This is a genomic window from Gryllotalpicola koreensis, assembly GCF_039538185.1.
Taxonomy (GTDB): Bacteria; Actinomycetota; Actinomycetes; order Actinomycetales; family Microbacteriaceae; genus Gryllotalpicola; species Gryllotalpicola koreensis.
Genome location: NZ_BAABBW010000005.1, coordinates 488,848 through 512,901, shown reverse-complemented (window position 1 = coordinate 512,901; position 24,054 = coordinate 488,848). Strand labels below are relative to the sequence as shown.

Here is a 24,054-nt window from a genome sequence, read left to right as displayed (position 1 = left end):
ATGCCGCGCAGCCGTCGCACGACGAAATCAGCGTGAAGCCCTATGACTTCAAGCCCTATGACTTCTTGAGCCGCTTCTTCTCGGCGGCGAGGTCGAAGCTCGGCAGCGGCCAGGTCAGGTCGAAGCCCTCGAGCACGCCGTCGAGCAGGCGCTGCACGGCGATGCGGGCGTACCACTTGCGGTCGGCGGGGACGACGTACCAGGGTGCGGCATCCGTCGACGTCCGCGTGATCGCGATCTGGTACGCCTCCTGGTATTCGTTCCAGAAGCCGCGCTCCGTCACGTCGGAGGGGTTGTACTTCCAGTACTTGTCCGGGCGGTCGAGGCGCTCCTGCAGGCGCGCCTTCTGCTCATCGGGCGAGATGTGCAGCATCACCTTGATCACCGCGATGCCGCGCTCGACGAGACCGGCCTCGAAGTCGTTGATCGCGCCGTAGCGGCGCTCGATCTCGGCGGCCGGCGCCATCTGGTGCACGCGCTGGATCAGCACGTCCTCGTAGTGCGAGCGGTTGAAGACGCCGATCATGCCGGGCCCGGGTACCTGGCGGGCGACGCGCCAGAGGAAGTCGTGGCGGCGCTCCCACGGGGTGGGCGCCTTGAAGGATTTGAGGGCGATGCCCTCGGGGTGGGTCGTGCCGACCACGTGGCGCACCGTGCCGTCCTTGCCCGAGGTGTCCATGCCCTGCAGCACGAGCAGCACCCGGCGCTCGTCGCCCTCGACGCCGCGGGCGTAGAGGCGCTGCTGCAGCGCGGTGAGGTCGGCGGCGCCGGCAGCCAGCACCGCCTCTGAGTCCTTCTTGCCGCCCGTGAATCCGGGCGTCGACGCGGGGTCGAGATCGGCGAGCGCGAACTTCGGGCCCGCCTTGAGCGCGACGGACGGGTCGACCTTCCATGCCTTCATGGGGCGACTCTATTGCGGCGGGCCGACTGTGCCCAGAGGGCGGGGCGGTGCGCCCGAATGGCGCAAGTGCGCCCGGTGCCGCGGACGCAGGTGCGCCGAACGGGCGCAGCCGGGCTACGCCGCGTCGTGCAGCCGGCCCAGCAGACCCCACACGGCCCGGGTGAGGCCAGGGTGGTCGAGCGCGATGCCGCGCAGCACGCTGAACTCGAAGCGCTCGGCCGCGTCGTGCGGGGCCGTCGGGTGGTAGGCGCGCGCCCGCTCGTCCTCGAGGCCGGCCTCTTCGATGCGCTCGAGCCGCATGGTCAGCACGACCTGCTCGTCGACGCTCGGCAGCTCGGGCAGGAACTCCCACGGGTCGTCGCCCATTCGGCACTTGAGCTCGATGATCGCGGAGAGCTCGTCGCGCGCCTCACGGCGCCGCGTCTCGAGATCCTCGCTGCCGGTCATGCGGAAAACCCTACGCCAGCCCGGTGACGGGTGGATTGCGCCGCCGTGGAGTGCCGCGTGCTATGGGCTACGGCCCGACGTAGCGGCCGCGCGGCCGAAGCCGCATCGGGCGCTGCTCGTACTCGGCGAGCGCGTGCGCGATCCAGCCGACGAGGCGGCCCATGGCGAAGGCGGCCGTGCCCGCGTCGTGACGCATGCCGGCGGCCAGGGCAAGCGCCCCGAGCGCGAGGTCGATGTTCGGGTGGAGGTGCGAGGCGCGGCCGCTCACCTCGGCGGTCAGCGCATCGACGGCTGCGAGCACCGGCGCGGCGCCGTCGAGCTCGGCGATCAGCGGGAAGAGGGCGGCGGCTCTGGCATCCGTGCCCGCATAGAGCGGCTGACCGAACCCGGGCACGCCGCCGCTGTCGCGCACCGCGACCGCAAGCGCTCGGTGCGGCTCCGTGCCGCCGACGATCTCGGTGAGAACCTCGGCAGCGGCACGGCTCGCGTTGCCGTGCAGCGGTGAGTCGAACGCGCCCAGCGCCGCGGTGGCGACGGCGTAGCCCGAGGCTCGAGCCGACGCCGCGACCCGGGCGGCGAGCGTCGAGACGGCGAGATCGTGATCGATCAGCAGGACGAGGGCGGCATTGAGGGCACGGATGCCTGCCGCCGTCGGCGCCTCGGCGGTGAGCGCCGGCCAGAGGACTTCGGCGACGCCGGCCTCGGGCGGTGCGTCGATGGGGGAGAGCGCGCGGGGGATGCCGGCCAGCAGCAGCGCGCCCGCACGTCGCAGTCCGTCGGCGGTCGCCTCGTGTCGCAGCGGGTCGGAGGCGGCCAGCCCCGTCACCGCCACCTGGATGCGGTCGAGCAGCGCGGCATCCGGCGGGAGCGCGGCGACGAGCGCGCGGGCAGTGTCGAGGGCGGCATCGTCGAGGAGAACAGCGCCCGCCTCGACCGCGTTGCCCGGGCCGTGCCAGAGCCAGGCCGCCACCTCGCCGAGCGGCCGCCCAAGTAGCTCGACGACGGGGCGGCCGCGGTAGAACAGCTCGTCATCGGCGATCTCCGCGAGGTCGGTGTCGAGCACCATGAGGGGCGAGCCGGCCGCACTCGCCGCGGCGGCCGTGCTTCTCGTTCCGGTCGAGCCGGACGCGGGGCCACGCTGCCGCGCGCGTGCGAACGCCTCGACCTCGAGCGGGTCGAAGGTCGAGCCGGCCGCCGTGCGCTCGCGGCCGAGCAAGCCGCGCGAGACGTAGGCGTAGAGCGTCGCCTGCTTGATGCCGAGCCGGGCGGCTGCCTGGGCGGCGGTGAGGCGAGGGAGCGGTTCGTGGCTGCCGTGCTCTGTCATATTGATCCGATCAAGATTGACTGACTGGCGATCACGTTCGCACACTGATCGCATGGACGACAAGCTCATCGACGTGCCGCGAGGCCTCAGCGGGGTGGCGGTGGCCGAGACCACGATCAGCGACGTGCACGGCCGGGAGGGCTACTACCAATACGGAGCCCACTCAGCCATCGAGCTCGCCCGCACCGCGAGCTTCGAGGAGGTCTGGCACCTGCTCGTCACGGGACGCCTGCCGAGCGAGCCCGAGCTCGCGGCGTTCCATGCGCGGGTGCGTGCCGCGCAGCAATCGCCCGAGCTCGGGCGGGTGATCGCGTCTCTCGTAAAAGGGGCCGGTGAGGCATCCGTCACGCCGCTCGCCGGGCTCAAGGCGGCCTGGCCGCTGCTGTCGGCCGCGCGCGGCCTGCGCCCCGTCTACGACCTCGACGAGAACGCGCGACTCGCCGACGCGATCGAGCTGGCAGCCGCCGCCCCGGTCGTGCTCGCAGCGGTGTTCCGCGGCGCGGTCGAGCCGCTGCCGCTGCGTGATGACCGCGGACTGGTCGCGAACTACCTGTTCCAGGTGACGGGAGAGGTTCCGGATGCCGTGCACGAGCGCGCCCTGAGCGCCTATCTCGTCGCGGCGATGGACCACGGTTTCAACGCCTCGACCTTCACCGCGCGGGTGATCGCATCGACCGGAGCCGACGTGGCCTCGTGCCTCGCGGGAGCGCTCGGCGCGCTCTCGGGGCCGCTGCACGGCGGGGCGCCTGCGCGCGCCCTCGACAGCCTCGACGAGGTCGGCACGCCCGAGCGCATCGAGCCGTGGGTGCGGGAGCAGCTCGCCGCCGGGCGGCGGATCATGGGCTTCGGCCACGCCGTCTACCGCACGGTCGACCCGCGCTCTGCGCTGCTGAAAGAGGTCGCGCGGGGCTTCGGCGGCCCGCGCGTCGAGTTCGCGCTGCGCTTCGAGGAGACCGTCGAGCGGCTGCTCGCCGAGCTGAAGCCGGGGCGCGCGCTGCACGCGAACGTCGAGTTCTACGCCGCCGTCGTGATGGAGCTGTGCGGGCTGCCGCGCGAGATGCTGACGCCCACCTTCGCGGTCGCGCGCACGATCGGGTGGACGGCGCACGTGCTCGAGCAGGCGCGCGACGGCAAGATCATCCGGCCGTCGGCGCGCTATGTGGGGCCCGAACTGGCGGCCTGAGGCGCCGGTCTTCTTCAGCACAGGCGCGAGATGCGGTTGCTTGTCCACATTTCGGGGGTCCGACCGGATGCCGGGTCTGCGGCTGCCTGCACGATGGCCGCATGGACGAGATCGACCGCTTCGAGCCCCTGCTCACGGACACCGACATTAACGACCGCGTCGCCCTGCTGATCGGGCGCGCCTGCCGGAACCAGCTCTGGCTGCTGTTCCTCGATGAGCGTTCGGTGATGCTGCCGACGCTCATGCCCAATGACGAACTGCCCTCGCCGCTCGATCCCGAGCTGGCAGCAGGCATCGCCGGAATGCTCCGCCAGGCGATCGCCGGCACGCCGATCGAGTCGGTGATCCTCGTGTGGGAGCGCTTCGGCGGCCCGATCGCCACCGAGGCCGACCTGCAGTCCGCCGCCGCGCTCGCGTGGGCGTGCGCTGACGAGGGCGTGCCCGTGCACGCGCAGCTCATCAGCCACGACTTCGGCGTGCGGAGCCTCGGTGCGGAAGAGTTCGCCGAGGTCGCCCGGGTCGCCGCTAGTTTTGAGGAGTGACCGACGCCAGCGAATCCCCCGTCACCGACGCCTATATCGCCGACTTCACCGCCTTCATCGAGGCATCCCCGAGCTCGTACCACGCCGCAGCCGAGGTCGCGCGCCGGGTCGAGAACGCGGGCTTCGCTCGGTTGGCTGAGACGGATGCCTGGCCTGAGGCCCCTGGCCGCTATGTGGTCGTGCGCGACGGCGCGGTCGTCGCGTGGATCGTGCCGGAGGGTGCGGGGGCGACGACCCCCTTCCACGTCCTCGGCGCGCACACCGACTCGCCCGCCTTCAAGCTCAAGCCGAAGCCCACCGTTGAGGGCTCGGGGTGGCTGCAAGCCGGCGTCGAGGTGTACGGCGGGCCACTGCTGAACTCGTGGCTCGACCGCGAGCTCGAGCTCGCCGGACGGCTCGTCACCCGCGACGGCCGCGAGCATCTCGTGCGCACGGGGCCGCTGCTGCGCATCCCGCAGCTCGCGATCCACCTCGACCGCGGCGTCAACAACGAGGGGCTGGTGCTCGACAAGCAGCGGCACACGCAGCCCGTGTTCGGGCTCGCCACCGACGCGCCGCTCGGCGGCGCCGACGTGGTCGGGCTGCTGGCCGAGGTGGCCGGTGTGCGGGCATCCGATGTCCTCGGCTACGACGTGCTGACCGCCGACACCCAGCCGCCCGCGCGCTTCGGGCTGGGCGGGTCGCTGTTCGCGAGTCGCCGCCTCGACAACCTGAGCTCGGTGCATGCCGGCGTGACCGCGCTGATCGCGGCAGCCGAAGGCGCGGCGGCCGGCGCCCAGATCCCCGTGCTCGCCGCGTTCGACCATGAGGAGCTCGGCTCAGAGTCCCGCTCGGGGGCATCCGGTCCGTTCCTGTCCGACGTGCTCACCCGCATCTCCGCCGGGCTCGGGGCGTCGGAGACCGAGCGGCTGCGCGCGTATGCGGCGAGCTGGGTCGTCTCGGCCGACGCGGGGCACTCGGTGCACCCGAACTACTCCGACCGTCACGACCCCGTGAATCGGCCGCTCGCCGGTCGAGGGCCGCTGCTCAAGATCAACGCCAACCAGCGCTACACGACGGATGCCGCGGGCGCGGCGCTCTGGGCGCAGCTGTGCGAGACGGCCGGGGTCGAGTACCAGGAGTTCGTGTCGCACAACTCGGTGCCGTGCGGGTCGACGATCGGGCCGCTCACCGCGACGCGGCTCGGCATCGCGACGCTCGACGTCGGCATCCCGCTGCTGTCGATGCACTCGGCCCGCGAGCTCTGTCATGTGAACGACCCGGTCGCCCTCGCGAGCGCTGTCACGGCGTTCTTCGCGCTGGGCTGAGTTGATTGTGCGCCGGTCTCTACCCGGCGCACCGCAGCCGGCGTGAGGAGTACGGCCCGATCGACGCAGCGGCGAGCACGTCGCCGCCGCGTGGAGTGTCTTGCGACGTGCTTCAGGCGAGCAGCTGGCCGCCGTCGACGGTCAGCACGGTGCCCGTCACGAAGGCGTTCTGCATCAGGTAGAGGTGCGCCGCCGCGATCTGCTCCGCCGAGCCGATCGTCTTGGTCAAGGTGCGGTTCGCGAGCGAGGCCAGCGCGGCCTCGCGCTGCGGCTCAGGGACGCCGTCCCACAGCGGCGTGCGGATCGCGCCCGGCCGGACCGCGTTGACCCTGATCGGCGCCAGCTCGGCGGCGAGCCCCCTGGCCAGTCCCTCGATCGCCGCTGCACCGCTGGCGACGAGCGCCATGCCCGGCGCGGGGCGCTCGCCGACCGTGCCGGAGGTCAGGGCGATCGAGCCGCCTGCCCGCAGCCGCGGCGTCGCATGCTTCACGGCGGCGACGGCACCCCAGAAACGCACATCGCGCAGCTGCCGCGCTTCGTCGAGCGAGACTTCGGCGAGCGGCTTCGGCCGGACGGAGTCGCCCGCCGTGTAGACCAGGTGATCGATCTCGCCTGTGTGTGCGAACAGCTCCGCGAAGTCGGACTCGCTGCGGGCGTCGACCACGATGCCGACGCTGTCGGCGGGGAGGGTGGCGAGCGCCTCATCGAGACGCGACCGATTGGAGGAGGCGATGGTGACCTGCGCCCCAGCCTCGGCGGCTGCCCGGGCCGTGGCGAGCCCCATTCCCGAGCTTCCCCCGATCACGACGACGTGCTGATCCGTGAGTGCCATGGTGTCTCCTTCGCGAGAAAGGGCCGATACGGCCGTGATGTCTCAATGTGACATCACGCTATCACTGATGTCTCACTGTGTCATCGCGCTAATGTTGACCCATGCCGCGTTGGGACCCAGAGGGCGAGAGCCGCCTCCGCGAAGCGGCGCTCCAGCTGTTCCTCGAGCGCGGCTACGAGAACGTCACGGTTGCCGAGATCACCGAGCGGGCGGGCCTCACTCGCCGCACCTTCTCGCGCTACTTCGCCGACAAGCGGGACGTGCTGTTCGCCGGTTCCGATGAGCTGCCGGCGGTGATCGGCGATCGGATTCGAACGGCAGACGCGGCGCTCGCTCCCATGGAAGCCGTGCTCGCCGCCCTCGACGCCGTCGCCGAGCGGCTCGCGGACCAGGCCGCGATCGCCGCGCGGCGGCAGGCCGTCGTGCGCGCGAGCCCCGAGTTGCAGGAGCGCGCGCTGACGAAGTTCGCCGTCGCGACAGATGCCGCGGCCGATGCGTTGCGCAGCCGCGGTGTGCCTGCCTCGACCGCGACGTTGCTCGCCCAGGTCGCCATCGCGATCTTCCGCACCGCGTTCGAGCGGTGGCTCAACGCCCCCGCCGAGGTGAGCCTGCGCGATCGCGTCCGCGAATCAGCGGCCGAGCTCAGCAGCAGCTTCGGCTCTCAGCCCTCCTGAGCTCGCGCAGCCTTTGCGGCGTTCGCCTCTTTCACCCGCGCGTTCTCGGCGCGCACGGCGGCCTGAGTCGCACGCTCGCGCACGAGCCACTCGGGCGGGCTCTGCAGCAGAGCCGTGATCTCGGCGGTCGTCAGCGCCTCGGTGACGCCGGCGCGGGCGAGACCCGAGGTCGAGACGCCGAGCTTGCGGGCGACGACCTCGCGCGGGTGCGGGCCGGCGAGACGCAGCTCGACGAGCCACTCGGGCGGGTTCGACTGCAGCTCCTGGAACTCGTCGCGCGTGAGCGCGCCCACCTGGAACGTCTCCGGCGCGGCCGGCAGGTAGATGCCGAGCTTCTTCGCGGCGGTGGCCGGCTTCATCGCATCGGGGCCGGCGGGTCGGGGCGCGTTGTCGCTCATGACCTCAGGCTACCGGCGACCGCCTTCGGTAGCCTGGCCGTGTGCCCGACAGCCTGCGCATCGCCTACGCCCGCGGCGTCACGCCCGGCAAGTGGGCGCGCATCTGGGGGGAGCGCTTCCCCCGGCATCCGCTCGAACTCGTTCAGATCGCGGCGGTGACGGATGCCGCGGCCGAGCTGCAGCCGCTGCGCGAGCGCGCAGCCGAGCTGGCCTTCATCCGGCTTGAGGAGGGTGTGGAGCGCCCCGACGACGTGCACCTGATCGCGCTCTACGAGGAGCGCCCGTTCGTCGTCGCGCCCAAGGGCCACGTGGTCGAGGCCGCCGATGAGGTGACGCTCGCCGAGCTCGAGGGCGAGGTGCGGCATCCGTTCGACGATGACGTCGAGATGACGATCGAGGTGGTCGCTGCGAACGTCGGCGTCGTGATCGTGCCGCAGTCGATCGCGCGGCTGTACGCCCGCAGGGACGTCGTCGCGCGCCCCGTCACGGACGTGCCCGGCTGGCGGGTCGGGCTCGCCTGGCTCACAGATTCACCAGAAGAGTCGCGGCCGCGCATCGACGACTTCATCGGGGTCGTGCGCGGGCGCACGGCGAACTCCTCGCGCGGCGCGAACTCGGGCGCAGGCGCGAACGCAGGCGCTACGGCTTCGGCTGCTCCGGCCGCGCCAGGTGCCGACCGCCGCCGGAAGCCGCAAGCACCGGGACGCTCGTCTCGAGCGGGGCGCTCGCGTCGGCGGCCCACTCGTTGAGCGATCCGTCGTAGACCTTCACATCGGTGCGGCCGATGAGCTCGAGGGCCAGCGCTCCGCTCGTCGAGGCGACGCCGCTGCGGCAGTAGGCGATGATCGGCGACTCGGCGACGAGTGCCTCTGCCAGGGTCTCGCGCAGCCGCGCCGCCGGCAGGTAGGCGTTCGTGGCCCGGTCGACGAGTTCGGCCGCCGGTGCGCTCACCGATCCGGGAATGTGCCCCGGCCGGCGGATGCCGCCCGCCTCGCCCGTGTACTCGGGGGCCGGCAGTGCGCACAGCAGCACGGCATCCTCGCCGCCCGCCACCACGGCCTCGACCTCGCTTTTGTCGGCCCATGCGTCGTTGTCGGGGTGGGCCGAGAACTCCCCGGCGCGCCGCGGGCGCACGTCGCCGGTCGCGATCGGCCGGCCCTCCGCGCGCCACTTCACAAGGCCGCCGTCGAGCACCCGCACCGCGAAGCCGACCGAGCGGAACAGCCACCACAGCCGCGCCGCCCAGACGCCGTCCGCGGTGTCGTACACCACGACCGCGGTGTCGTTGTCGATGCCGTGTGTCTGTGCGGCGCGCTCGAAATGCCCGGCGCTCGGATGGCTGAAGGGGTACTCGCCCTCTGGGTCGCTGAAATCGTCGAACAGGTCGGCGAACACCGCCCCGGGGATGTGGCCGTTCACGAGGTACTGCTCCTCGCCGCTCACATACGCGTCGGCCCCGTTGAAGCCCGTCACCCGCAGCACCGTGGCGTCGAGCACGACGAGCCCCTCGGCGCCGAGGTGTTCGGCGAGCCACTGCGTCGTGACCAGGGCCGGGTCGGGAAGACCGTCGAAGAGGGGGTGCGGCACAAGCGCAATGCTAGGCGGATGTTCAACCGGTGTTAAGCATCGCGGAATAGCAACTTCAGTTGACATCCTCGAATTAAGCAACCACAATTGCTTGTCATGGCCTCGACTGTTCCCGACCCGCTCGGCGGCCCCGCCGACGAGCTCGCGGCCGTCGTCGCCCTGCGCGAGCTCGCCGACCGCCTCGAGGACGCCGCCGTCGAGCGCGCTCTGCGTGCCGGCTGGTCTTGGTCCCAGGTCGCCGAGGCGCTCGGGGTGACCCGCCAGGCGGTGCACAAGAAGCACCTGCGCCGGCTCGCCGGCACCGACATCGACTTGAGGAGGCGCAATGTCCGCGTCGACTGACGGCCGCACCGGCGGCCACCAGGGCCGCTCCGGCCAGTCCATCGGCGCCGAGGTTCGCGCGCTCGTCCGCCTTGCCACCGCCGAGGCGGAGCGCCGCGGCCTCCCGGCCGTTGAAGCCGAGCACCTGATGCTCGCGCTGCTCGCCGGCACAGGCAGCACAGGCGGCACAGCCGGCACAGGCGGCGCTGCGGCGGTGCTCGCCGCCGAGGGGCTCGACTACGACACCTTCGCCCGCGCGCTGATCGCCGAGCGCGAGAACAGCCTGCGCGCCGCCGGCGTCGAGCCGGTGCCTGCTGACCGTCTGGTGAGCACCGGGCGGCAGAGCCGCGCCCGCTTCGGCACCTCGGCGCGTCAGGCGCTGGTCGCTGCCCACCGCGTCTCGGCATCCCACAGACGCCACAACATGAGGACGGGCGATGTCGCGGCAGGCATCCTCTCGTCTTCTCTCGGCACCGTGCCGCGCGCGCTCGCCTACGCCGGTCTCGACCGTTCGCGGCTGCTCCAGGCGGTTGTAAGCGCCACGCAAGAGGCGTGAAAGCGCCGCGTCCGATCATCGAATCATCCACTCAACGAACAGATTGAGGACACAGACATGACTTCCACCGAACTCGCCGTCGAGGCCGAGGGCCTCGTCAAGGTGTTCGGGTCCAACCGGGCGGTCGACGGCGTCGACCTGCAGGTTCAGGCGGGCACGGTTTACGGCGTGCTCGGCCCGAACGGCGCCGGCAAGACCACGACCATCTCCATGCTCGCCACCCTGCTCAAGCCCGACGGCGGCACCGGCCGCGTCTTCGGCCACGACGTGGTGCGCGAGGCGAACATCGTGCGCCAGCTGATCGGCGTCACCGGGCAGTATGCCTCGGTCGACGAGAAGCTCTCGGCCAACGAGAACCTGTACATCTTCGGCCGCCTGCTCGGGCTGTCGAAGAAGCAGGCGAAGGCCAAGGGCGACGAGCTGCTCGAGGCGTTCGGGTTGACGGATGCCGCGAAGAGGCCCCTCGCCAAGTTCTCCGGCGGCATGCGCCGCCGCCTCGACCTGGCCGCCTCCCTCATCGCGCAGCCGCCGCTCATCTTCCTCGACGAGCCGACCACGGGCCTCGACCCGCGCACGCGCGGGCAGATGTGGGACACGATCCGCAGCCTGGTCGCGACCGGCTCGACCGTGCTGCTGACCACGCAGTACCTCGACGAGGCCGACCAGCTCGCCGACCGCATCGCAGTCATCGACACGGGCAAGGTCGTCGCAGAGGGCACGGCCGATCAGCTCAAGGCATCCGTCGGCACGTCCTCGCTCATCCTGCGCATCGCCGACCGCAACGACACCGGCGAGGCGCTGCGCCTCATCTCCGAGGTGTTCGGCGTGCAAGGCACGCCCTCGCCGGAAGCCGGCCGCATCACGGCACCCATGTCGAACCCCGACGCCGTCACCGACCTGCTGATCCGCTTCCGCGAAGCCGGCATCCGCCTCGACGAGTTCTCGGTGCAGAAGCCGACGCTCGACGAGGTGTTCCTCACCATCACCGGCCACGGCGTCACCGCCGAGGCCGACGACTCGGATTTTGAAGACAGCGCTGCGGAGGTGCGCGCATGACCACCATCTCGACGACTCGGATCGTCCCGGCATCCGAGCGCAAGCTCAAGAACCACACGAGCATCGCGCAGACGGTGTCGAACTCGCTCGTCATGGCCTACCGCGGGTTGGTGAAGTTCCGCCGCACGCCCGAGCAGTTCTTCGACGTGACGCTGCAGCCGATCCTGTTCACCGTCATGTTCACCTTCCTGTTCGGCGGAGCGCTCGCAGGCGACATCAAGGGGTACCTGCCGACGATCATCCCGGGCGTGCTCGCCCAGACGGTCATCACGGCATCCGTCGTCACCGGCGTGCAGCTGCGCGAGGACATGGACAAGGGCGTGTTCGACCGCTTCCGCTCGCTGCCGATCGCGCGCATCGCGCCGCTTGCCGGAGCGCTCACGGCCGACACGCTGCGCTACGCGATCGCCACGACGATCACCTTCCTCACCGGCATCGCGATCGGCTGGCGGCCCGACGGGGGAGTGCTCGGCCTCGTGCTCGCCGGGCTGCTGATCGTCGCCGTCGCGTGGGCGATCAGCTGGATCTTCGCCTTCTTCGGCGTGATCGCGCGCACCGCGAGCTCGGTGCAGGGCATCTCGTTCATGGTGCTGTTCCCGCTGACGTTCCTCTCGAACGCCTACGTCAACACCGCCACCATGCCGAACTGGCTGCGCTGGTTCGCCGACGTGAACCCGGTGTCGCACGTCATCACCGCGATGCGCGCGATCGTCGCCTCTCAGCCGGTCGGGGCCGACGTGTGGTGGACCCTGCTCGGGGCCGCGGTCGTGGTCGCGGTGTTCGCGCCGCTCACGGTGCGCGCGTACATGCGCAAGGCGTAGCCGCCCCGGCGCGGCCTCGGCGCCGCCCCGCCATGCGCGCCGCGCTACAGCTACGGATCGCCGCCACTCTTCTTGAGGTGGCGGCGATCCGCATGTGTAGCGCACTTGACCGCTTCGCGGGTGCCGCTCAGAGGCGGGTCAGCCGCAGCAGCTCGTCGAGGTCGCTCGTGCAGGCCGCGAGATCGGGCAGGGCGGCCACCCGCTCGCGGGCGGAGGCGACGGCGGATGCCCCGACCGCGCTCTCGGCGAGGGCGAACGCCCGCGCCCGCACCAGCACCGGCTGATCCTGTCGGGAGTGCAGCCGCTCGGCCAGAGCCACGAGTTGCACGCCGACCCGGCGTGCGGCATCCGTCGCTCCTGGCGCGCCCAGCAGCCAGATCGCGAGGCCCAGGGCGGCGGTCGCGAGCACAGGGCGGTCGACCATGGCCGGCCCGCCGCGCCCACGGCCGCGGGCCGCGACGCGCGTGCCGATGCGCTGGATGCGCCACATCGCCAGCGCCTCCTCGTCCCTGCGGCCGTAGTAGACGGATGCCGCGAGCGCGCCGGCCCCGCTGATCAGGTACCACGCGCCGCGCGAGAAGGAGCCCGGCTTGGGGCCATAGAGCCGCACGGCGGAGCGGTAGCGCTCGACCGCCTCGTCGGTGTCGCCGTCGGCGGCGGAGAGCTCGGCGAGCCCCGCCCACCCGATCGCGCGCGCGTCGAGGCCGTCGAAGCCCCCCTGCGGGCCGTCCTCCGTGTTCGCGAAGCGCTCGAACGCCTCGGCGACACCGTCGCGCCGGCCGAGCTTGAGCTTGTTGATCGCCACGACCCAGTCGGACTGCCCGATCTCCTCGACGGCGCCGATCGCCGCGAGCTTGTCGCGCGAGCGCGCGGCCCAGTCCAGGGTGTCGGCAGGCCGGTCGTCCTGGCTGGAGAGGTTGGCGAGGCCCTGCGCCGCCTGCCCGGCGACCCAGTCGAGGCCGAGGCGCGAGGCGCCGTCCCACGCGGTCCGCACGTGCGCCAGTGCACGCTCGAGTTCTCCGGTGTTCTCGCTGAGCAGACCGCTGAACAGGTGGCCGAGGATGCGGACGACCTCGTCATCGGAGTCGCGCAGCCCCTCGAGCTGGGCGGCACCCCACTCGGCTCGGTAGCTGATCGTCGAGGCGAGCACTTCGCCGAGCGCGGCGAGCCAGGGCGACACCGCGCCCGAGCGCACGAGGCGCCGCACCTTGACGCGCGCCCGCAGGCCGGCGCGCAGCAGCACGCCCGGCGGCACCGCCTGGAACTCCTTGAGCTCGTCGGGCAGCTCGGGCCGCTGCTCGCGCCCGCGCTGGCCGGTGCGCGGCGCCTGCGAGCCCGCGAGGCCCATTATCGAGGCGAAGATCAGGGTGATGGTCGCCGCGTCCGGAGCCTGCGCAGGCAGTTCGCCGGCCGCGGTGCGCGCGATGAGCGGCGCGAACGCCAGCACCTCGCGGAACTGATTGCGGACCATCCAGTGGAACAGCAGCGCGGCGAACACCGGCACGACGACCGCGGGGTCGCTGTCGTGGGTGCGCAGCACCGCGACCAGGTTGTCGTGCTCGACGGCGAGCGCGCGGATCGCCTCGCTCTGCCGCGACGTCGGAAGACGAGCGATCGCCTCACGGGAGAAGCGCTGCGCCCAGCGTGCCTGGGCGGTCGCGACGAGGGCGTCCTCGCCGGCATCCACCAGGGCCATGTCGCCGAACTCGCGCACCGTCTCGAGCATGCGGTAGCGCAGCCCGACGGGCCCCTCCGTGACCGAGACGAGCGATTGCAAGACCAGAGCATCGAGATCATCGGATGCCGCGAGTCGTGCTGCGTCTTCGCCGTCCGCCGCCGTGTCGATGAGTACGACGGCCGCAGCGGCCTCTGCGCTGAACCCGTCGGGGAAGCGCGAGAGCCGCCGCAGCATGCGGCGCTCGGACTCCGAGAGCAGGTTCCAGCTCCAGTCGATGACGGCGATCAGCGTGCGGTGGCGCTCCGGCGCGCTGCGGTCGCCGCCGCGCAGCAGCGCGAAGCGGTTGGAGAGGCGGCGCTCGATCTCGTCGACCGACATGGAGCGGATGCGCGCGGCGGCGAGCTCGATCGCAAGGGGCAGCCCGTCGAGGTGCTCGCACAGGCGGGCGACGGCGTCGAGCGGGAGTGCAGCGCCCGGGCGCGCGGCGCGGGCGCGCTCGAGGAAGAGCGCGACGGCCGGGCCGTGCTCGTCAGCGGTGAGCGGGCCGAGCGGGTAGACGCTCTCGGCGCCGAGCTGCAGGGGCGCGCGGCTCGTCGCGAGCACCCGCACGGTCGGGATCTCGCTGAGGACCTGGTCGACGAGCTCGGCCGCCCCCTCGATGACGTGCTCGCAGTTGTCGAGCACGAGCAGCGTCTCGCGCTCGGCCAGCGCGGTGCGGATGCGGGTGCGCACCTCGAGCAGCACGATCGGGTCGCGCAGGCTGAGCCGCCCGGCGCCGACCTCGCCGATGCCGAGGGTGGCGGCGACGGCGAGCGGCACATCGTCGGACTCACGGATGCCGGCGAGCTCGACCACCACGACACCGGGCGTCGTCTCGGCGGAGCGGTGCGCGAGCTCCTGCGCGAGGCGCGTCTTGCCGAGCCCGCCCGGCCCGAGGATCGTCGTGAGCCGCGAGCTCGCCATGAGCTTCTCGAGCGCGTTGATGTCGGCGTCGCGGCCGATGAGCTGGTTCGGTGCGGCGCGCAGGCCGATCGCGACGCGCTTCGGGGCGCCGCCGCCCTTCCCCGACGCGGATTGCGCTGCTGGGATCCGCTCTGCGCTGTCCGGATCCGAGCCGCGCGTGGCGGATCCGAGCAGCGCACGTGTCGGGGTCGCGGCGCCGGGGTCGCGCAGCAGCTCCGCGTTGCACGCGACCAGCTCGGCCCCCGGCCGCGCCCCGAGCTCGTCGTCGAGGCGCTGCTTGAACTCCGCGAAGGCGCGCAGCGCCTCGCCGCGGCGGCCGTCGGCGGCGAGAGCCTTCATCAGCATGAGCTGGGCGCGCTCGTCGTACGGGGTGGCGTCGGCGAGGGCGCGGGCCGCGTCGACCGCGTCGGCGGGGGAGCCGGAGTTCACGGCATCCGTCACCCGTGCTTCGAGCGCGCGCACGCGCACACCGTCCGCGGTCTCGCGTAGCCGGGTGGCGAGCTCGGTCTCGCCGAGGTCCGCGCCCGGCTCGCCGCGGCGGGGCGATTCGGCGGACCAGAGGTCGACGGCATCCGTGCCCAGCCGGTAGCCGCCGGCGTGCGACTCGATCAGCTCGTCGCCGGCGACGGCGCGCACCCGCGAGACGAGCGTCTGCAGGGCGGCGCGGGCGTTGCGGGGCGGGTCGTCCTGCCAGATGTCGTCGACGAGCGACGGCACCGAGACCACCGCGCCGCGGGCCAGCACGAGCGAGACGATGAGCGCCTTGCCGTTGACGCCGGGCACGTCGACCCACCCGTCGGGCCCGGCGACGCGCACCGGCCCGAGCACCTGGACGCGCGCCGCGCCCACGCCCGTCTCTGCCACTTGCCCAGTTTAGAGAGCGGGGTCTAGGGAGCGGGGGATGCCGCGACGGCGTCGACGACCAGGTCCCAGAACCAGGCCGCGTCGAGGCCGAGGGCGACCGACGTGGGCGTGTCGCTGCCGGCGGCGACCCAGGGCCGCAGATCGACGACCGTCATGCCTGTCGTGTGCCTGCCCCCGGTCTCGACCGCGATCGGCGCCCGCACGAGGTCGACGTGGCCGCCGCCCAGTTCCTCGTCGATGACGATCGCGACCGCGACGGGGTCGTGCACCGGTGGCGCATCGAAGCCCTGCACGTCGGAGTAGCGGCGCCCGTACTCCGCGATCAGGTCGACCATGAACACGGACTTCGAACCGCCGACCGCCGCAATGCGCTCGGCGACCGCGGGCAGCGCGAGCGCCTGGTGCGTCACGTCGAGACCCGCCATCACGACGGGCCAGCCCGCCGAGAACACCGCGTCGGCGGCTTCGGGGTCGAAGGCGATGTTGAACTCCGCGACAGGTGTCAGATTGCCGGTGTGCGCGGCGCCGCCCATCAGCACGACCTCGCGCACGCGGCCGACGATGCCGGGCTCGCGCGCGATCGCGAGGGCGATGTTGGTCAGCGGCCCCGTGGGAACGAGCGTGATCTCGCCCGGCTCGTGCGACATCACCAGCTCGACGATCAGGTCCACCGCGTTCCGCGGATCGAGGGCGACGGATGCCGCGGGCAGCACGACGCCGTCGAGCCCGCTGTCCCCGTGGATGTCCGCGGCGTAGTCCGCCGACCGCACGAGCGGGCCCTCTGCCCCTGCCGCGATCGGCGCCGTCACGCCGAGGAGTGTCGCCACCCCGAGGGCGTTGTGTGTCACCTTCGGCAGGCTCTGGTTGCCGGCCACCGTCGTGACGGCGAGCAGTTCGATCGCGGGGTGCGCCTGGGCGAGCAGCATGGCCACGGCGTCGTCGTGGCCGGGGTCGCAGTCGAGGATGATCTTGCGTGGCATCCGTCAATGCTGTCTCATGCGATCGACTCCTTGCGGAAGGGATTTGGGCCGACACGCCGCGTCAGAGCTCGAACACGCCGATCACCGCCCCGGATCCCTTCCGTTGGCGCCCGCCTCACTCGGAGTGGGCCTGGGTGGGCAGGCTGCCTAGATCCAGCTGCGCAGCCACATGTGGGCACGCCAGAACTCGTATGAGGTCTGCACCCCCGACCAGATCGGCCAGAAGAACGCGCTCGCGGCGAGCACGATCAGGAGATATGCCGCGACGCCGACGATGCCGCGGGTGCGTCTGTAGGTGGAATCCGTCGCCCTCCCGAGCGCCTTCGCGGCGAAGTAGACGATGCCGAGGATCAGATACGGCTCGAACGCGATCGCGTAGAAGGTGAAGATCGTGCGGCCGTGGTACAGGATCACCCACGGCAGCCAGCCCGCGCCGACCGCGGTCAGCAGCAGGCCGGCGCGCCAGTCGCGATAGCGGATCAGCACGTAGATCAGGCCGAGCAGCGCGAGCGTGCCCGCCCACCAGATGAACGGATTCCCGAGGTCGGTGATCGCCTGCGCGCAGCCGAACTGCGCCGCCGTGCATCCGTTCTGCCCGTCCGAGACCGGGTTGTAGTACATGCTCGTCGGACGCAGCATGAGCGTCCACCACAGTGGGTTGGACTGGTACGGATGCGTCGCGTGCAGGTTGATCGAATAGCCGTAGAGCTCCGTGTTGTAGTGCCACAGGTTCTGCGCCCAGTACGGCACCCACGACAGCAGCCCGTGCCAGGCGTGCTGCGCGGGGTTCTGCTCGACCCAGTGCCGGTCCCAGCCGCCGTCCGTGAACAGCCACCCCGACCACGCCGCGATGTAGGCGGCGATCGCGATCGGCACCATCGTGACGAAGCTCACGACGGTCTGTGCCGCGGCCTCGACGCCGCCGAGGAAGCCGGCCTTGCGGTAGGCGATGAGGTCGGAGAGCACCGCGTAGACGCCGAACACGGCGAGGAAGTAGAAGCCCGACCACTTGACGCCGGAGCAGAGCCCGAAGGCGAGCCCGGCGGCGAGCAGCCAGGGGCGCCAGAGGACAGGGCCGGGCAAGCGCTTGGGCGCCTTGCGGCGGGCTGAGCCCGCCGCTTCAAATGGGCGCTGCCCGCTAAGGCGAGGAATCCGTCGATCGCGATAGCCGCGATCGAGCAGCACAGCGCCCACGCCGAGCAGCGCGAAGAACATCACCATGTTGTCGAGCAGCGCCACACGGCTCATGACGATGGCGCTGCCGTCGACGGCCATGAGGAGCCCGGCGACGCAGCCGAGCAGCGTCGAGCCGTGGAACAGCTTCTTCGCGATCAGGATGATGAGGACGACCGCGAGAATGCCCACGATCGCGTTCGACAGCCGCCAGCCGACCGAGCTGTCGATGCCGAGCAGGTGCTCGCCGAGCGCGATGATCCACTTGCCGAGCGGCGGGTGCGCGACGAACTCGGGGTCCGGCGACCAGCCGCTGGCGTTGCCCGCGTTGAACGCTTTGTCGGGGTTCGAGACCCAGGAGCCCTCGTAGCCGAGGTGCGAGAGGGTCCAGGCGTCCTTCACGTAGTAGGTCTCGTCGAAGACCAGCACGTGGGGGATGCCGAGGTGCCACAGGCGCAGCGCGGCGGCGAGCAGCGTCACCGCGATGGGGCCGCCCCAGTCCCACAGGCGCTTGTTCAGCGGGCTCGCGAGCCGCCGCGCCCACCAGCGGTCGAGGCGGGTGCCCGTGGGCTCGGGCTCATCGGGTTCGACGGGTGCGTCCACGATCTCGTCGAACTCGTCGGCGGGGTCATGGGAAGTCACGCGCGTCATCGTACCGGGGCCACCGATGCCCACTCAGAGTCCTTGCGGGCACAGCCCGCTCGGCGCGCCGCGCGGCGGCCCACCGGGCCGCCGCCGTTCAGCGGACGCGCGCATTAGATTCGCCTCATGCTCATCCTCGCCGCGACGCCCATCGGAAACCTCGGCGACGCGACCCGGCGGCTCGTCGCCGCGCTGGGCGCCGTCGAGCTCGTCGCCGCCGAGGACACGCGGGTCGCGCAGCGGCTGCTGCAGGGTCTCGGCGTCGAGCATCGGCCCCGCCTCGTCGCCCTGCACGACCACAACGAGCGCGAGCGCTCGGGCGAGCTGGTGGCGCTCGCGGCATCCGTCGACGTCCTCGTGCTGTCGGATGCCGGCATGCCGACCGTGAGCGACCCGGGCTACCACCTCGTGCAGGCCGCGATCGCCGCCGGGGTCACGGTCACCGCGCTGCCCGGCCCGTCCGCCGTGCTCACCGCGCTCGCCGTCTCGGGCCTGCCGACCGACCGCTTCGCCTTCGAGGGGTTCTTGCCGCGGAAGGAGGGGGAGCGCGGCAAGCTGCTCGCCTCCCTCGCCGACGAGCGCCGCACGCTGGTGTTCTTCGAGTCGCCGAACCGGCTCGCGGCGTCCCTCGCGGACATCGCCGCGCACTTCGGCGCCGGTCGCCGCGTGGTCGTCGCACGCGAGCTGACCAAGCTGCATGAGGAGGTGCGCCGCGGCACTGCCGCCGAGCTCGTCGCGTGGGCAGAGGGCGGGGTGCGCGGCGAGATCGTGATCGTCACCGAGGGCGCGGCCGAGAAGGTCGTGTCGCTCGATTCCGGGGTGACTCGGGTTCTCGAGCTGGTCGCCGCGGGCACGAGACTGAAGGATGCCGCGGCCGAGGTCGCGGGCGCGACGGGGCTGTCGCGCCGGGAGCTGTACGAGGCGGCGCTTCGGGCTCGCTGACCGCACGCGCCTCAGTTGCCGTAGGGGGTCGCGCCCGGCGTCGGGATCCGGAACCGCGGCCCGCCGCCCCCGAAGCCGCCCTGGCCGCCCGGCGTGACGACCGAGCCGTGGCCGAAGTGGGTGAACGCGAACACGATCCACACGATCGCGAGCACGACCCAGATCGCGGTGAACACGTAGCCGAGGATCGTGCCGGCGAGCGCGTACTCGCGCCCGCGCTCCGGCAGGCCCTTGCGGTACTCGGCGAGCGTGATGTGGCCGCACACGATGCCGACCACGGGGATGACGAAGGCTCCGACGAAGGCGATGATCGCCATGATGTTGAAGGGCGGCAGCTGGCTGCGGTCCACGACCGGCTGCGCGGCGGGCGCCGGCGCGGGTGCGGCAGGCGCAGGCGCAGCAGGCGCGGCGACGGATGCCTGCTCGGCGGTCTCTGGCTCGTTCGGCGTGCTCATACGCAGACCATAAGCCGGGCCGCCCTGGCGCGAAGATGACGATTGCCGAGATTCCGATAAGGAAAATCCGGCGAAATGCAACCTGACCTGCCCCGGCACAGTCGCTCAGGCATCCGCCTCTAGGATTAAAAACATGCCAGAGGGCCGCCCGTTCTACCTCACCACCCCCATCTTCTATGTCAACGATGTGCCGCACATCGGGCACGCGTACACCGAGGTCGCGGCCGATGTTCTGACGCGCTGGCACCGCCAGTCGGGCGACGACACCTGGCTGCTGACGGGCACGGACGAGCACGGGCAGAAGATCCTGCGCACGGCGACCGCGAACGGCGCGAGCCCCAAGGAATGGACCGACCGGCTCGTCGAGACGGCCTGGAAGCCCCTGCTCGAGACGATCGATATCGCGAACGACGACTTCATCCGCACGACGGACGAGCGCCACGAGCGCCGTGTGAAGCTGTTCATCGAGAAGCTGCACGAGGCCGGCCACATCTACGAGGCCGAGTTCGAGGGGCTCTACTGCGTCGGCTGCGAGGAGTTCAAGCCGCAATCCGAGATCGTCGAGGGCACCGGGCAGTACGCGGGGCAGAAGGTGTGCGCGATCCACGGCCGGCCGCTCGAGCTCATGCAGGAGAAGAACTACTTCTTCCGCATGAGCGCGTTCCAGCAGCAGCTGCTCGACCTCTATAAGGAGCGGCCCGAGTTCGTGCAGCCCGAGAGCGCCCGCAACGAGGTCGTCGCCTTCGTGTCGCAGGGGCTCAACGACCTTTCGATCTCGCGGTCGTCGTTCGACTGGGGCATCCCGATCCCGTGGGACCCGTCGCACGTGCTCTACGTGTGGGTCGACGCGCTGCTCAACTACGCCACGGCGATCGGCTACGGCGAGGACGACGCCGAGTTCACCCGCCGCTGGCCCGCCCAGCACATCGTCGGCAAGGACATCCTGCGCTTCCACGCCGTCATCTGGCCGGCCATGCTGATGGCGGCCGGCCTGCCGGTGCCCGCGGGCGTCTTCGGCCACGGCTGGCTGCTCGTCGGCGGCGAGAAGATGTCGAAGTCGAAGCTGACGGGCATCGCGCCGAACGAGATCACGGACACCTTCGGGTCGGACGCCTTCCGCTACTACTTCATGCGCGCGATCTCCTTCGGGCAGGACGGCTCGTTCTCGTGGGAGGACCTCGCGGCCCGCTACCAGGCCGAGCTCGCCAACGGCTTCGGCAACCTCGCCTCGCGCGTGCTCGCGATGGTGAAGCGCTACTTCGACGGCGTCGTGCCGCAGCCGGTCGTCGACGAGGCGGCCGAGCTGGCGATCCAGACCACGGTGAGCGCCGCGGTGCTCGAGGCGGATGCCGCGATCGAGCGCTTCGCGATCCATGACGCGCTCGCCGCGGTGTGGAAGATCGTCGACGCCCTGAACGGCTACATCACCGAGCAGGAGCCGTGGGCGCTCGCGAAGGACCAGGCCCGGCGCGACCGTCTGGCCACCGTGCTGTACACCGCGACCGAGGGACTGCGCGCCCTCGCCGTGCTGCTCTCGCCCGTGCTCACGAAGGCGGCGCCCAAGCTGTGGGCGGCGCTCGGCGTCGAGGACTCGCTCGGCGAGCTCTCGGCCCAGCCGCTGCGTTCCGCGGGCGAGTGGGGGCAGCTGAAGCCCGGCACGGCCGTCGGCGAACTCGAGCCGCTGTTCCCCCGCATCGAGGCCGCGTAGCGCGTGGCATCCGATCGCTCCTACCCGCCGCTGCCCGATGCGCTCGCCGTGCCGGTGTACGACGACCACACGCACCTCGACCCGGCGATCCACCGCGACGAGCCCGGGCTCGAGCAGCTCGGCTGGCGCGAGCAGCTCGACCGTGCGGCCGCGGTCGGGGTGCGCGGGGTCGTGCAGGTGGGGGTCGACGTCGAGACGTCGATCTGGAGCGCGGAGCATGCGCTGAGGGACAGGCGGATGCTTGCCGCGGTCGCCCTGCACCCCAACGAGGCGCCTGAGCTCGCGGCATCCGGCCGGCTCGACGATGCGCTCGAGACGATCGCGTCCCTCGCCGCCCGGCCGCGCGTGCGGGCGATCGGCGAGACCGGGCTGGACTTCTTCCGCACCGACGAGTCGGGGCGGGCCGCGCAGTTCCGCAGCTTCGAGGCGCACCTCGACATCGCGAAGCGCCACGGCCTCGCGCTGCAGATCCACGACCGCGACGCGCACGCCGAGGTGGTAGAGACTCTGCTGCGCGTCGGCGCGCCCGAGCGGACGGTGTTCCACTGCTTCTCGGGCGATGCCGCGCTCGCCCGGCTCGCCGCCGAGCACGGCTGGTACCTGTCGTTCGCCGGAACGGTCACCTTCAAGAACGCGCCCGCGCTGCGAGAGGCGCTCGCCGTCGTGCCGCGCACCCTGATCACGGTCGAGACGGATGCCCCGTACCTGACGCCCACGCCGTACCGCGGACGTCCCAACGCGCCGTACCTCGTGCCGCACACCGTGCGGTTCATGGCCGAGACCCTGGGGATGCCCGTCGACGAGCTCGCGGCACAACTCGCGGCGAACACTGTCGACGTGTACGGCTCGTGGGATTCCGAGCTCGAGTCGCTCGTGGGGGAGTCGTGACGGGCCTGCTGGGGCCGGCCGAGGTGCGCGACCTCGCCGAGCTGCTCGATGTGACGCCGACCAAGAAGCTCGGCCAGAACTTCGTGCACGACGCGAACACGGTGCGGCGCATCGTGCGCGTCGGCGAGGTGCAGCCGGGCGACACGGTCGTCGAGGTCGGGCCCGGGCTCGGCTCGTTGACGCTCGGGCTGCTCGAGGCCGGGGCATCCGTCGTCGCCATCGAGATCGACGGACGGCTCGCCGCGCAGCTGCCGGTGACGGTCGAGACGCAGCTCGGGGCCGAGGCGGCGGCCCGCCTGACCGTCGTCCACCAGGACGCGCTCACCGTCGACGCGCTGCCCGGCGATCCGACCCGGCTCGTCGCGAATCTGCCTTACAACGTCTCGGTGCCCGTGCTGCTGCACCTGCTCGAGACGGTGCCCTCGCTGCGCTCGGGCGTCGTGATGGTGCAGGCCGAGGTCGGCGAGCGCATCGCCGCCCGGCCCGGCTCGAAGGTCTACGGCGCTCCGAGCGTGAAGGCCGCGTGGTACGGGCGCTTCCGCACCGCGGGAGGTGTCAGCCGGCAGGTGTTCTGGCCGGTGCCGAACGTCGACTCCATCCTCGTGGCGTTCGAGAAGGGCGAGGCGCCGGGTTCCGAGGAGCTGCGGCGGCGGGTGTTCACGGTGGTCGACGCCGCCTTCCAGCAGCGGCGGAAGATGCTGCGCCAGTCGCTCTCGGGCGTCTTCGGGGGTTCGGCCGAGGCGTCCGCCGCCCTCGAATCGGCGGGTGCGGCGCCGACCGCGCGCGGCGAGGAGCTCGACCTCGCCGCCTTCGTCGCGATCGCGCGGGAAGCGTCATGACCGAGGCGGTGGAGACGGGGCGCGACACGCGCGTGCATGTGCGCGCGCCCGGCAAGATCAACGTCTATCTCGGCGTCGGCGAGGTGATGGCCGACGGCTATCACGAGGTCGCGACGACGTATCAGGCGGTGAGCCTCTATGAGGAGGTGTACGCGAGCGAGTCCGCCGAGTTCACGGTCGCCTTCCGCGGTCCGATCGACTGCTCCGGACTGCCGACCGACGAGACGAATCTCGCCCTGCGCGCGGCGCGGCTGCTCGCGACGCACACCGCCTACGCGGGCGGCGTGCGGCTCGAGATCGAGAAGCATGTCCCGATCGCGGGCGGCATGGGCGGAGGGTCGGCGGATGCCGCGGCGGCGCTCGTCGCCTGCGACGCGCTCTGGGGCACCGGCGTTCCGCGCGAGGAGCTGCACGAGCTGGCCGCCCTGCTCGGTGCCGACGTGCCCTTCGCGCTCGCCGGCGGCACGGCGATCGGCACCGGCCGTGGCGAGGAGCTCTCGCCCGCGCTTGCGCACGGCACCTTCCACTGGGTGCTGGCACTGCCTGAGGCGCAGCTGTCGACCCCGGCCGTGTACGGCGAGCTCGACCGGCACCGCGAGCGCCACCGCGCCGAGCTCGCCCCGCGGCTCGCGCCGACGGTCGACCCCGCCGTGCTGCAGGCACTGCGCGCCGGCGACGCGCGGCAGCTCGCCGAGGTGCTGGCGAACGACCTGCAGGCGGCGGCGATCCACCTCGCGCCCGAGCTGGCCGGAGTGCTCGAGACGGGGGAGCGGGCCGGGGCGCTCGCCGGGCTGGTCTCGGGCTCGGGCCCCACGGTCGCGTTCCTCGCGGAGGACGGCGACGGTGCGCTCGATCTGCAGATCGCCCTCTCGGCCTCGGGCCTGCACGCGCTGCGTGTCACCGGGCCGGTGCACGGCGCCCGTGCCGTGTGAGCCGGCCGCGCGACATGTAAGCCGGCGGGGAACCCTTCGGG

24 protein-coding genes are annotated in these 24,054 nt (G+C 71.9%); 14 read left to right on the top strand and 10 right to left on the bottom strand.

Features of this window, described 5'->3' with window-relative positions; translation table 11 throughout:
* Window positions 1-55 precede the first annotated feature (55 nt).
* The 3 genes from ABD708_RS16965 to ABD708_RS16955 form a co-directional block, all read right to left on the bottom strand.
* Complete coding sequence (locus ABD708_RS16965) at window positions 56-901, bottom strand: PPK2 family polyphosphate kinase (RefSeq protein WP_344756641.1); 846 nt, start codon at window positions 899-901, stop codon at window positions 56-58.
* Between the two features lie 114 nt (window positions 902-1,015).
* Window positions 1,016-1,348 (bottom strand): hypothetical protein, encoded by a 333-nt coding sequence (locus ABD708_RS16960; protein ID WP_344756639.1) that lies wholly within the window; start codon window positions 1,346-1,348, stop codon window positions 1,016-1,018.
* 67 nt (window positions 1,349-1,415) lie between these two features.
* Complete coding sequence (locus ABD708_RS16955) at window positions 1,416-2,672, bottom strand: citrate synthase (protein ID WP_344756637.1); 1,257 nt, start codon at window positions 2,670-2,672, stop codon at window positions 1,416-1,418.
* Window positions 2,673-2,724: 52 nt separating this feature from the next.
* Here ABD708_RS16955 and ABD708_RS16950 point away from each other — a divergent pair, with 52 nt between their 5' ends.
* The 3 genes from ABD708_RS16950 to ABD708_RS16940 all read left to right on the top strand — a co-directional run bounded on the left by ABD708_RS16950 (window position 2,725) and on the right by ABD708_RS16940 (window position 5,704).
* Complete coding sequence (locus ABD708_RS16950; protein WP_344756635.1) at window positions 2,725-3,855, top strand: citrate synthase; 1,131 nt, start codon at window positions 2,725-2,727, stop codon at window positions 3,853-3,855.
* 101 nt (window positions 3,856-3,956) lie between these two features.
* Entirely contained in the window at window positions 3,957-4,397 is a 441-nt protein-coding gene (locus tag ABD708_RS16945) for a hypothetical protein (RefSeq protein ID WP_344756633.1), read from the top strand.
* Complete coding sequence (locus tag ABD708_RS16940; RefSeq protein ID WP_344756631.1) at window positions 4,394-5,704, top strand: M18 family aminopeptidase; 1,311 nt, start codon at window positions 4,394-4,396, stop codon at window positions 5,702-5,704. Before ABD708_RS16945 ends, ABD708_RS16940 begins: the two co-directional genes overlap by 4 nt.
* Window positions 5,705-5,816: 112 nt before the next feature.
* Here ABD708_RS16940 and ABD708_RS16935 read toward each other — a convergent pair whose 3' ends face one another.
* Window positions 5,817-6,536 carry an SDR family oxidoreductase gene (locus ABD708_RS16935; protein WP_344756629.1) on the bottom strand — a complete coding sequence of 240 codons (720 nt, stop codon included), beginning with the start codon at window positions 6,534-6,536 and terminating at the stop codon, window positions 5,817-5,819.
* Between the two features lie 101 nt (window positions 6,537-6,637).
* On the opposite strand from ABD708_RS16935, the gene ABD708_RS16930 reads away from it, so the two are divergent.
* Entirely contained in the window at window positions 6,638-7,210 is a 573-nt protein-coding gene (locus ABD708_RS16930; protein ID WP_344756627.1) for a TetR/AcrR family transcriptional regulator, read from the top strand.
* On the opposite strand, the gene ABD708_RS16925 is transcribed toward ABD708_RS16930, so the two are convergent.
* Window positions 7,198-7,569, bottom strand: a complete 372-nt coding sequence (locus ABD708_RS16925; RefSeq protein WP_344756731.1) for a DUF5997 family protein — start codon at window positions 7,567-7,569, stop codon at window positions 7,198-7,200. The genes ABD708_RS16930 and ABD708_RS16925 overlap by 13 nt on opposite strands.
* Window positions 7,570-7,649: 80 nt before the next feature.
* Here ABD708_RS16925 and ABD708_RS16920 point away from each other — a divergent pair, with 80 nt between their 5' ends.
* Window positions 7,650-8,357, top strand: a complete 708-nt coding sequence (locus ABD708_RS16920) for a LysR family transcriptional regulator substrate-binding protein (protein WP_344756625.1) — start codon at window positions 7,650-7,652, stop codon at window positions 8,355-8,357.
* Here the strand turns inward: ABD708_RS16920 and ABD708_RS16915 are convergent.
* Complete coding sequence (locus tag ABD708_RS16915) at window positions 8,248-9,195, bottom strand: sulfurtransferase (protein WP_344756623.1); 948 nt, start codon at window positions 9,193-9,195, stop codon at window positions 8,248-8,250. The two genes, ABD708_RS16920 and ABD708_RS16915, sit on opposite strands and share 110 nt — an antisense overlap.
* 96 nt (window positions 9,196-9,291) lie before the next feature.
* On the opposite strand from ABD708_RS16915, the gene ABD708_RS16910 reads away from it, so the two are divergent.
* From ABD708_RS16910 to ABD708_RS16895, 4 genes are read left to right on the top strand one after another with little or no spacing between them, the layout of a single operon-like run.
* Window positions 9,292-9,537, top strand: a complete 246-nt coding sequence (locus tag ABD708_RS16910) for a helix-turn-helix domain-containing protein (protein WP_344756621.1) — start codon at window positions 9,292-9,294, stop codon at window positions 9,535-9,537.
* Window positions 9,521-10,072, top strand: coding sequence for a Clp protease N-terminal domain-containing protein (locus tag ABD708_RS16905; RefSeq protein WP_344756619.1), 552 nt, complete (start codon window positions 9,521-9,523; stop codon window positions 10,070-10,072). Before ABD708_RS16910 ends, ABD708_RS16905 begins: the two co-directional genes overlap by 17 nt.
* A gap of 57 nt (window positions 10,073-10,129) precedes the next feature.
* Window positions 10,130-11,128, top strand: coding sequence for an ATP-binding cassette domain-containing protein (locus tag ABD708_RS16900; protein WP_344756617.1), 999 nt, complete (start codon window positions 10,130-10,132; stop codon window positions 11,126-11,128).
* Window positions 11,125-11,949, top strand: a complete 825-nt coding sequence (locus ABD708_RS16895; RefSeq protein ID WP_344756615.1) for an ABC transporter permease — start codon at window positions 11,125-11,127, stop codon at window positions 11,947-11,949. The genes ABD708_RS16900 and ABD708_RS16895 overlap by 4 nt, the downstream gene beginning before the upstream one ends.
* 127 nt (window positions 11,950-12,076) lie before the next feature.
* Here the strand turns inward: ABD708_RS16895 and ABD708_RS16890 are convergent, their stop codons facing one another.
* From ABD708_RS16890 to ABD708_RS16880, 3 genes are all read right to left on the bottom strand, one after another.
* Window positions 12,077-15,454 (bottom strand): AfsR/SARP family transcriptional regulator, encoded by a 3,378-nt coding sequence (locus ABD708_RS16890; RefSeq protein WP_344756613.1) that lies wholly within the window; start codon window positions 15,452-15,454, stop codon window positions 12,077-12,079.
* 23 nt (window positions 15,455-15,477) lie between these two features.
* Window positions 15,478-16,434: a nucleoside hydrolase gene (locus tag ABD708_RS16885; protein WP_344756611.1), complete on the bottom strand. Its 957-nt coding sequence runs from the start codon at window positions 16,432-16,434 to the stop codon at window positions 15,478-15,480.
* Between the two features lie 147 nt (window positions 16,435-16,581).
* Window positions 16,582-18,258, bottom strand: coding sequence for a dolichyl-phosphate-mannose--protein mannosyltransferase (locus ABD708_RS16880; RefSeq protein WP_425553315.1), 1,677 nt, complete (start codon window positions 18,256-18,258; stop codon window positions 16,582-16,584).
* A gap of 117 nt (window positions 18,259-18,375) precedes the next feature.
* Between ABD708_RS16880 and rsmI the strand changes: the two genes are divergently transcribed.
* Entirely contained in the window at window positions 18,376-19,191 is an 816-nt protein-coding gene (gene rsmI, locus ABD708_RS16875; protein ID WP_344756607.1) for a 16S rRNA (cytidine(1402)-2'-O)-methyltransferase, read from the top strand.
* Window positions 19,192-19,202: 11 nt separating this feature from the next.
* Here the strand turns inward: rsmI and ABD708_RS16870 are convergent, their stop codons facing one another.
* Window positions 19,203-19,646: a DUF4190 domain-containing protein gene (locus ABD708_RS16870; protein ID WP_344756605.1), complete on the bottom strand. Its 444-nt coding sequence runs from the start codon at window positions 19,644-19,646 to the stop codon at window positions 19,203-19,205.
* A gap of 133 nt (window positions 19,647-19,779) precedes the next feature.
* On the opposite strand from ABD708_RS16870, the gene metG reads away from it, so the two are divergent.
* From metG to ABD708_RS16850, 4 genes are read left to right on the top strand one after another with little or no spacing between them, the layout of a single operon-like run.
* Entirely contained in the window at window positions 19,780-21,354 is a 1,575-nt protein-coding gene (gene metG, locus ABD708_RS16865) for a methionine--tRNA ligase (RefSeq protein WP_344756603.1), read from the top strand.
* Between the two features lie 3 nt (window positions 21,355-21,357).
* Window positions 21,358-22,242, top strand: coding sequence for a TatD family hydrolase (locus ABD708_RS16860; protein WP_344756601.1), 885 nt, complete (start codon window positions 21,358-21,360; stop codon window positions 22,240-22,242).
* Complete coding sequence (rsmA, locus tag ABD708_RS16855; protein ID WP_344756599.1) at window positions 22,239-23,081, top strand: 16S rRNA (adenine(1518)-N(6)/adenine(1519)-N(6))-dimethyltransferase RsmA; 843 nt, start codon at window positions 22,239-22,241, stop codon at window positions 23,079-23,081. The genes ABD708_RS16860 and rsmA overlap by 4 nt, the downstream gene beginning before the upstream one ends.
* Window positions 23,078-24,013: a 4-(cytidine 5'-diphospho)-2-C-methyl-D-erythritol kinase gene (locus ABD708_RS16850; RefSeq protein WP_344756597.1), complete on the top strand. Its 936-nt coding sequence runs from the start codon at window positions 23,078-23,080 to the stop codon at window positions 24,011-24,013. The genes rsmA and ABD708_RS16850 overlap by 4 nt, the downstream gene beginning before the upstream one ends.
* The last annotated feature ends 41 nt before the right edge of the window (window positions 24,014-24,054 follow it).